Below are 9,581 nucleotides of genomic sequence, written 5' to 3' on the forward strand. Positions count from 1 at the left end.
GAGCTGCGCGATATCCACCAACCTTGCGCAAATTGCTCAACCTCCTCACCTTCCTCAACCCCCAATCCCGCCGCAGAATCACAAAATTATCCATAACCACGGAATTTATAGTTTCTTAACAAGAACAAAGACTCGGGGCGCCCGTTTAGCGACGTACGAACTGCGCTCAGCGTCGCAGGTGGGTCGGCGTTGCCGCGCATCCCGGCGGTTTTAGCCGATCTGCTCCACTGGCTGTAGGAGATAAAGGAAACATGCCCCCTCATAGGGGGTATGCCGACGTTGGGCGCAAAGCCCGGGTTTAGTCGGCCTTCCTTGGACTTCTGGAATCGCTGTTGACTTATCGGTCGGAGGTGAAGGAAGTCACGCTGCAGCTTTAGCGCTGGAGCCGGACGTGACAATTTTTGATAAAACATTCGTAGAGCCAAAAATTTATGCTTTCTTATATCACAATAAAAACCAGGAAGCCGCTAAGCATGAACGGCTTCCTGGTTTTTTATCAGTTGTCTTTCATCATTTCCGGAATTTCTGTCAGATCAATACCCCATGCGATAGGGAGCCAGAAGTAAATGGCTGCAGTGACGAGCAGGATTCCGAAAAGGTTCAGGACAATCCCTGCTTTGGCCATGTCCGGGATCCGCAAATAGCCGGAACCAAAAACCACCGCATTTGGCGGCGTTGCTACAGGCAGCATGAATGCACTGGATGCAGCGACACCCGCAGCTACCATTGCCGTGTACGGATGGACACCGAGTGCAACGGCAAGTGAAGCCATAATCGGGTACATCATATTGGCTGTAGCGGTGTTTGAGGTAATTTCTGTCAGGAAAATAACCATGGCAGTTACGACAAGCAGTACGATGAACAGATGGACACCTTCCAGTATCGTAAGCTGGTTACCAATCCACTCAGACAGTCCTGATTCCGTGAATCCGCTGGCGATTGCCAGACCCCCGCCAAACAGGAGCAGGATCCCCCAAGGAAGTTTGACAGCTGAATCCCAGTCCAGCAAGTGATCGCCTTCTTTGTTTTTGGCCGGGATGATAAACAGGATAATTGCTGCGGTCATAGCAATAATTGCATCATTGATGTTTTCATTCACAAATTCAGTTAGGACAAATGAGCGGGTTATCCATGCTAAAGCTGCAAACGTGAATACGGTTAGCACAGCTTTTTCTTCAAAAGAAGCTTTGCCAAGATCATTCTTTTGTTGCTGGATAACTTCGCGTCCGCCGGGCAGCTGGTTCAATTTTTGCGGGTATGCAATTTTTACCAGGTAAAACCATATGACAAAAATAAACACCCAGGCAACCGGTACGCCGAACAGCATCCAGCCGGCAAATGAAATCTCAATTCCGTACATATTGTTGACAACGCCCGCCAGTGCGGTGTTTGGCGGCGTGCCGATCAGGGTTGAAATACCTCCGACAGAAGCGGAATAGGCAATTGCCAGCATGAGTGCTTTTCCGAACCCGAAATTCTCTGCAGACGTATCAATCGAATTATCATCTTTCAACTGGTCGGAAACCTGATAAATAATGGCAAGTCCGATCGGCACCATCATCATGGCGGTAGCGGTATTGGATATCCACATTGACAGGAATCCGGTCGCAACCATAAAACCAAGAATGATTCTTTCGGTATTGGTTCCGATGACTGAAATAATAGTCAGCGCAATCCGTCTGTGAAGGTCCCATTTTTCCATGGCCAGTGCGATCATAAAACCGCCCATGAAAAGAAAGATGGTATCATCGCCATAAGATGATGTGGTCGCATCAATATCCAGTCCGTCTGTCAGCGGGAAAAGAATAATCGGCAGAAGCGATGTGACCGGAATCGGGATTGCTTCGGTCATCCACCAGACGGCAATCCACAATGTGCTTGAAAGTACAGCTTGTCCGGCACTCGAAAGCCCCTCCGGCTGAAAAAATAATAATGTAAGTATAAAAAGAATAGGTCCTAAAAACAACCCGATATATTGAGCAGGTGAATACGAACGTTTATTGTTTCCACCGTTCCCGCCGCCGGATGTGTTGGTACTGTTAGGGTTCGTGCCGGCAGAGCCAAGCTTTGAATCATTCGGCCGCACAAAAAAACGCAGCAAGTCTTTAGCCTGGTCATGTTTGTCCCATAGCCAGTCCCATGCAACAGTAATCATATAGTTCCTCCTTTGTAAAATAATAAACAAAAAAATGAAACCGATAACAATAATCGAAATTATACACCATTATAAATTAAACATTCAACACCGGGCAAACCATTTTGTTTTCTGTTCCTACTGGTTTTGTAAGCAGTTAATAAGAAAAATCTTGTCAAAGCTTGAATGATTGCTTAGCAACACGAACTATATTACAATAACCTGGTATGAAGTCGTAAATTGGATTAATTTTGCCTTAATATATATGGCTAGGATACAAAAGAGGAGCGTCTGAATGGATATTAAATTAATCGCATTGGATATGGATGGAACATTGTTAAATAGCGAATTAGCTGTTTCTGATTTTAATAGAGAAAAAATTGCACAGGCATTGGCAAAGGATGTTCATGTTGTTCTGAGCACTGGCCGCTGGCTGAATTCATGCTATCCGTATGCCGAGTCGCTGAAATTGCCGTCTTTCCTGATTACCTGCAATGGCGGTGAAATCTGGACAGTTGAAAAGGAATTGAAAGAGCGCCACCTGCTTGATCCCGAGCGTGTCAAGTTAATGTGGGAATTGGCTAATGATATGGAATTACGCACATGGATGATTTCGACTGACAAGGTGTGGTATGGAACAGGACCGGATAATTTCTCAGCACACGAGTGGCTTAAATTCGGCTGTGACTCATATGACAGAGACAAGTTGGATGCCCTAATCAAAGAGCTATCATATTATGATGACCTTGAACTGACGAATTCGCTCCCAACGAATATCGAGGTGAATCCGAAAGGCGTCAGCAAAGCAAGTGCGCTTAAAAAGGTCTGTGAGGAAATTGGTATAACGATGGATAATGTGCTGGCGGCAGGTGACAGCCTAAATGATATTAAAATGATCCAGGAAGCAGGTGTTGGTGTGGCAATGGGTAATGCCCAGGAAGCGATTAAAAATGTTGCTGATTATATAACGGATACAAACAATCAGGATGGCGTTGGTAAAGCCATTGAGAAATTTGTGCTGCAGGATTAAACGGTTGTCCTTCTATTTGTCCGGTGTTGCGCATATACTGTAACAACCATTTCAATTGCAAAGTTTTACTATTGATTGGAAAAGGCGTATAATTGGTATAATATCATGAAAGGGGATGCTGTTATGTCATTTTCCCGTGGACCAAAAAAATCAATTCCGGAAGTGGAAACAAAAGTATGGTCATGTAAAAATGATGACTGTGCAGGCTGGATGAGGGAATCATTTAGTTTTAATGAGGAACCGGAATGTCCGCTTTGTCAATCTCCAATGGCAAAAGAAGTACGTGTTCTGCCGGAACTGGAACATTGAAGATGGCATGAAAGCTGAAAACGAACATCAGAATGAACGCCCGAATCAAGGTGTCTGAGGAAGGCATCTTTTTATAATGGGCTTAAAACTGATAACAGAACCTGCTGCTGAACGAATAAAAATCTGCCTTGTTTGTATTAGTGAGGCAGATTTTTATATTTGTAAAGGATTAAATAGTGGAATAATTCCAAAATCAGTTGTATAATTTGATACAGAGGATTCATCCAGACCTTCATCAGAGTTGTAAGCGATTACAATAGTTAAGGGAGGAATAGCAGGATGAAATATGCAAATCCGAATACAGAAGGGGCAAAGGTTAATTTTCAGGAGCGGTATGACAATTACATTGGCGGGGAGTACCGTCCGCCGACGAACGGAAAGTACTTCGAAAACGTCAGTCCTGTGACAGGGAAAGTCTTTTGTGAGTTGGCAAGATCGACGAAAGAAGATGTGCAAGCGGCGGTTGATGCAGGATATGCCGCCAAGGATGCATGGGCGAAGACACCTGTAGCGGAACGCGCGAATATTTTAAATAAGATTGCAGACCGGATGGAAGAAAATCTTGAAATGTTGGCTATTGCGGAAACATGGGATAACGGAAAGGCCGTCAGAGAAGGGCTTGCGGCTGATATTCCGCTTGCGGTGGATCACTTCCGTTATTTTGCCGGAGCGATCCGGGCACAGGAAGGCGGCATCAGCCAGATCGATAATGATACAGTAGCCTATCATTTCCATGAACCGCTTGGTGTTGTCGGGCAAATCATTCCATGGAACTTCCCTATTTTAATGGCAACGTGGAAACTGGCACCAGCGCTCGCAACGGGGAACTGTGTCGTATTGAAACCCGCTGAGCAAACGCCAGCATCGATTCACGTTCTGCTTGATCTGATTAAAGATCTTCTTCCGCCGGGCGTTCTTAACATCGTGAACGGGTTTGGAGTTGAGGCGGGCAAGCCAATTGCCTCCAACAGTCGGATTTCAAAAGTTGCCTTTACCGGTGAAACTACGACAGGCCGACTGATCATGCAGTACGCATCAGAAAATATTATTCCGGTAACGCTTGAACTAGGCGGAAAATCACCAAATATTTTCTTCCCAGACGTTATGGACAAAGATGATGGATTCCTGGATAAAGCGATTGAAGGTCTTGTCATGTTTGCTCTGAACCAGGGTGAAGTTTGCACGTGCCCATCACGCGCACTGGTTCATGAATCCATTTATGATGAGTTCATGGAGCGGGCCATTAAGCGAGTTAATGAAATCAAGATTGGACACCCGCTTGATACCGAGACCATGATGGGTGCTCAGGCTTCACAGGAGCAAATGGAAAAAATCAAATCATATTTGGATATCGGGAAACAGGAAGGTGCCGAAGTGCTTGCAGGCGGCGGGGTCAACAAGCTGGATGGCGATATGGAAGAAGGTTATTATATTGAGCCGACCATATTCAAAGGCGACAATAAAATGCGCATTTTCCAGGAAGAAATCTTTGGCCCGGTGCTTGCCGTCACGACGTTTAAAGATGATGACGATGCAATGGAAGTCGCCAATGACACACTTTATGGGCTGGGGGCCGGCGTATGGACACGGAACATCAATACAGCCTATCGCTTTGGCCGTGGTATTGAAGCTGGCCGTATCTGGACGAACTGCTACCATCAGTATCCGGCACATGCTGCGTTTGGCGGTTATAAAAAATCCGGTATCGGCCGCGAAAATCACCTGATGATGCTTGACCATTATCAGCAGACGAAGAATCTATTAATCAGTTACAGCGAAGATCCGGCAGGGCTGTTTTAACGCTTGGGTTGGCCTAAAAACGACACTTCGGGATTATCTGCATAATGTCAATACAGTTATGAAAGGGTGTGAAAAATGGTCGAACGTGTAACAGCAACTGATGAAGCACTGAAACTGATCGACACCTTGGAAGAAACTCACGGGCCGCTCATGTTTCATCAATCAGGCGGATGCTGTGATGGCAGTTCGCCAATGTGCTATCCGAGGGGCGAATTTCGAATCGGTGAGTCAGACGTTCTTCTCGGGGAAATTGGTGAAACACCTTTCTATATGTCAAAAGATCAGTATGAGTACTGGAAGCACACGCAGCTGATCATCGACGCTGTTGATGGACGCGGTGGTATGTTTTCACTGGAAGGCCCGGAAGGAAAACGATTCTTAACAAGGTCCAGGGTGTTCAGTGAAGAGGAGCGGAGAGCATTGAATTGAGGAAAAATCCATGCAGGCACGTCGCTGCATGGATTTTTTTGATATCCTATCATTTTTAGCGCAAACCATAAATATGTGCTGGAATGCTGAAACATGGGCGTGAAAAAGGAAACATGTGCCGGAAAAACCAAACTTGCTCCCGAGAGCGTAAACTTCAGCCCGAGAAGGGAAAACTTCAGCCCGAAGATCAAAACTTCTTCCCGAAATTCCAAACTTCAGCCCGAGATTAGAATCTTCTTCCCTAAACGAAAAACTTCCTCCCGAAAAACGAGCCCCAGCACGACCTCTGCCAAACCTTAAGTCCAGATCTTCATCAGTCTCAAGGCTGATAATTAAAACTCCAGATGACTGATGCATTATTAGAAAAAGTCTGTATACTTAAAGATATCAAGTAATCAGGGGGGCAATAAGATGGAATCAATCATCTCAGTAAACGGCATTCATAAATCTTACAAAAAGCGAAAATCCAAACAAATTTTTACAGCTGTCAATGATGTTTCATTTGAAGTAGGTAAAGGTGAGATTGTCGGGCTGCTCGGTCCGAATGGAGCCGGAAAGACGACGACGATTAAAACGATCTGCGGATTGCTTGTTCAGGACCAGGGCTCAGTAACAATTAACGGGTTTGACAGCATCAAAGACCGCGGTAAAGCTCTATGTCATATCAGTGCAGTCCTGGAAGGGAATCGCAACTTGTACTGGCGGCTGACTGTGTTTGAAAATCTTGTCTATTTTGCCGGTAATCGCGGTGTCTCTAAAAAGGAGATTCACAGACAAGCAGAAGAACTTCTCAGCTTATTCCAATTGCAGGACAAAAAAGACGAATTGGTAAATAACCTGTCTCGCGGAATGCAGCAAAAGCTTGCGATTTCGGTTGCTATGCTCGCTGATACAGAGGTGATTCTGCTGGATGAACCGACATTGGGGCTTGATGTCGAGACAGGCTATGAAGTGCGCGATCTATTGCGTAAAATTGCAAAAGAACAAGGCAAAACAATCATTATCAGTACGCACGACATGCCGGTTGTGCAAGACTTATGTGAACGGACGGTCATCATCAATGACGGGAAAGTGATCGCGGATGAACATGTTAGTCAATTATTAAGGCTGTTTGAAACTAGTGCTTACCGGATTGAATTAAAGGAAATGCTCACTGATGAACAGCAAGCGATGCTTTCGGCACAGTTTCCGATTCATCACTGGCAGGCACAGATGCTGGAGGTTAATCTCGAGCAAGAACAGGATATTTTTAAGCTGATGGAAATTTTAAAACAAAATCAAACGCCAATTGAAACGATCAACCAAACCGAAATTAATTTTGAACAAGTGTTCCGCAAGCTGGTTAACGAGGGGGTAGCATCATGACAGCATTTTGGAATGTCCTCAGGGTCAACACTTTGATGGAATATGTAGAACTCAAACGATATAAAGCTAATACAATCAGTCTGCTGCTGACCTTTTATATCATTTTTGTCGCGATGATGTTCGGGATCCAGGTAATCGGCGACCCGGCACAGGCAAGCACCAATACACAGTATGTGATTGTGAATTATATTTTTTGGTATTTTGGCATGATGACCTTGCAGTCGATTGGCTGGACGATATCTGATGAGGCCATGAAGGGAACACTGGAGCAGCTCTTCATGTCCCCAGTCAAACCATGGAAAATACTCCTTTCAAGATTGCTGGGCACAATTTTTAATCACTTTGTCCTGGTGATTGGACTGCTGTTTTTATCCATGGTGACAGCGGGAGAATGGCTTAATTTAAACCCGGTATCCATTTTCCCGATTCTGGTGCTGACATTAGCCGGTATGATCGGGACGAGTTTTATTGTAGCTGGAATGGCACTTATTTTTAAACAAATCAATGCATTTTTGCAAATCCTGCAATTTATTGTTGCCGGTCTCACATTCGTTCCGCTTTCTGTTGCGCCCTACATGGTTGCCGCACCATTTGTCAAAGGCGTTGATATGACGCGGCAAATTATGATTAATGGCTATACGCTGGCCGATTTTTCAATGAGTGATTACGCCTGGCTAATCGGCAATACAATTGTTTATGGAATAATTGGCTTCACTTTTTATATCGCGTGTGAAAAACATGCGATGAAAAAAGGGCTGCTTGGCCATTATTAAGGAGAAAATCGTTGTTCCTGTTTGGGATGACGATTTTTTCATGGCACCGGCAGATTTCAAGTATGATAGATGTTTTATTTTTCTGTTTATACTACAATCGAATTGAGAGGTGATTTGGGGGCATGGTTTTAATAAATAAATTTTGTTATTTCATGCCCCTTTTTCCGAATTTGGTTCGATTATAGGGATAGAGGAATTTGATTTTTTAGGAGGTATCTGCTGATATGAGGAATAAAGTTGCACTGATTCAGATGGATGTGACGTATGGTGATCCGAAAGTAAATTTTGCCCGTGTCAATAAGTGGGTGATGGATGCGGTTCAGTCAGGTGCGGATATTGTTGTGCTGCCGGAACTGTGGGATACCGGCTATGATCTGGAACGGCTGGATGTGCTTGCTGATAAAGATGCACATGCGACAACAGAGTTTTTAAGCGATTTGGCTAAACAGCACAATGTCACAATCATAGGCGGCTCTGTTGCTGAGAATAGCAAGGATGGCATGAAAAATACGATGCTGGTGATTAATCGGAATGGCGAGCTCGTCCATAAGTACAGCAAACTGCACTTGTTTCAGCTGATGGATGAGCACCTGCATCTTGTCGAGGGACAGGATGAGGCGGATTTTGAATTGGATGGCGTCCCATCGGCCGGATTCATCTGTTATGACATCCGCTTTCCGGAATGGGTGCGGAAATCAGCGGTCAATGGTGCGAAAGTGATGTATGTTGTGGCGGAGTGGCCAAAGCCTCGCATCAATCATTGGCGTGCATTGCTGCAGGCACGTGCAATTGAAAATCAATGTTATATTGTCGCCTGCAACCGGGTAGGCTCCGATCCGAATAACGAATTCGGGGGCATGTCGCTTGCCGTGGATCCATGGGGCGGAATTGTTACAGAAGGCGGCGATGAAGAGAAGATGGTGCTGGCTGAGATCGATTTGGATAAGGTGGATGACGTACGGAAGCGGATACCAATCTTTCAGGATAGACGAGTAGAATGGTATTGATATATGTATCACAAATCCTTTTAAAGATGCATAAATTAAATAGGCAGTAGTGTTATATTTTTTAAAAGGAAGTGTTTAACTTGCAATACTACGTCACCGGCAACACAGCGGAAGGTCTGGTAAAACATCTTGACACAAACCTGCATAACATTAATAAAATCGTAGTGTTACAGCATCCGTCTGCTGCACTTAAAACGACCGTAATTAAGCAACTGGCAAATTTGTGTAAATATGATGATCTTGAGATTCTCCAAAGTTCTCTTGGTGGTGACTATCTTGACGGTATCATCATCCGGAACAAGTCATTGGCTTTCCTTGACGAAAAGATTGCCACCTCAAGAACCGAAACATTTAATCTTGTGGAGTCTTTTCCAGTTGAGGAACAGGAACTATCTGAGGTCAACCGCCTCACACAACAAGCTTACGACTGCTTTGCAGAAGGTCTGAAAATTCACGATGACCTCGAAGACATATATATTAATCAGATGGATCTGGACCATGCAGATGCATTTTCGGAGCAATTCATCGATGATCTGCTTAACAACATACAAAAAAAGAACCGCACGGCGCACACATACACAAGACTTTTTGGCACAAATACGGCCGATGGTGTTGTGAATGTTGTGCCGCAGCTCATCACCGGGATAAAAAATGTCTATTATATTAAAGGGCGTGCCGGTACAGGGAAATCTGTATTCATGAAAAAAGTTGCTGCTGCATGTGCAGACCACGGA

General features: G+C 44.7%; 9 protein-coding genes. 8 read left to right on the forward strand and 1 reads right to left on the reverse strand.

Going from position 1 to position 9,581, the window contains the following annotated elements:
- Positions 1-496: 496 nt before the first annotated feature.
- Entirely contained in the window at positions 497-2,155 is a 1,659-nt protein-coding gene (locus tag VK097_RS00435) for an SLC13 family permease (protein WP_324209824.1), read from the reverse strand.
- 274 nt (positions 2,156-2,429) lie between these two features.
- Here VK097_RS00435 and VK097_RS00440 point away from each other — a divergent pair, with 274 nt between their 5' ends.
- The 8 genes from VK097_RS00440 to VK097_RS00475 all read left to right on the forward strand — a co-directional run.
- Positions 2,430-3,164 carry a Cof-type HAD-IIB family hydrolase gene (locus VK097_RS00440; protein WP_324209825.1) on the forward strand — a complete coding sequence of 245 codons (735 nt, stop codon included), beginning with the start codon at positions 2,430-2,432 and terminating at the stop codon, positions 3,162-3,164.
- Between the two features lie 123 nt (positions 3,165-3,287).
- Positions 3,288-3,473 (forward strand): cold-shock protein, encoded by a 186-nt coding sequence (locus tag VK097_RS00445; RefSeq protein ID WP_324209826.1) that lies wholly within the window; start codon positions 3,288-3,290, stop codon positions 3,471-3,473.
- 279 nt (positions 3,474-3,752) lie between these two features.
- On the forward strand, positions 3,753-5,273 hold the full coding sequence (gene exaC, locus VK097_RS00450) for an acetaldehyde dehydrogenase ExaC (RefSeq protein WP_324209827.1): 1,521 nt from the start codon (positions 3,753-3,755) through the stop codon (positions 5,271-5,273).
- Between the two features lie 75 nt (positions 5,274-5,348).
- Complete coding sequence (locus VK097_RS00455) at positions 5,349-5,702, forward strand: DUF779 domain-containing protein (RefSeq protein ID WP_324209828.1); 354 nt, start codon at positions 5,349-5,351, stop codon at positions 5,700-5,702.
- Positions 5,703-6,113: 411 nt separating this feature from the next.
- Complete coding sequence (locus tag VK097_RS00460; protein ID WP_324209829.1) at positions 6,114-7,067, forward strand: ABC transporter ATP-binding protein; 954 nt, start codon at positions 6,114-6,116, stop codon at positions 7,065-7,067.
- The gene (locus tag VK097_RS00465; RefSeq protein ID WP_324209830.1) at positions 7,064-7,840 is read left to right on the forward strand and encodes an ABC transporter permease; all 777 of its coding nucleotides are present in this window, start codon (positions 7,064-7,066) and stop codon (positions 7,838-7,840) included. Before VK097_RS00460 ends, VK097_RS00465 begins: the two co-directional genes overlap by 4 nt.
- Positions 7,841-8,064: 224 nt before the next feature.
- Positions 8,065-8,847 carry a carbon-nitrogen family hydrolase gene (locus tag VK097_RS00470; RefSeq protein WP_324209831.1) on the forward strand — a complete coding sequence of 261 codons (783 nt, stop codon included), beginning with the start codon at positions 8,065-8,067 and terminating at the stop codon, positions 8,845-8,847.
- Positions 8,848-8,918: 71 nt separating this feature from the next.
- Positions 8,919-9,581 (forward strand): hypothetical protein (locus tag VK097_RS00475; RefSeq protein ID WP_324209832.1); only part of this gene is annotated, 663 nt, incomplete at its 3' end.

This window comes from Lentibacillus sp. (genome assembly GCF_035301675.1).
Taxonomy (GTDB): Bacteria; Bacillota; Bacilli; order Bacillales; family Amphibacillaceae; genus Lentibacillus.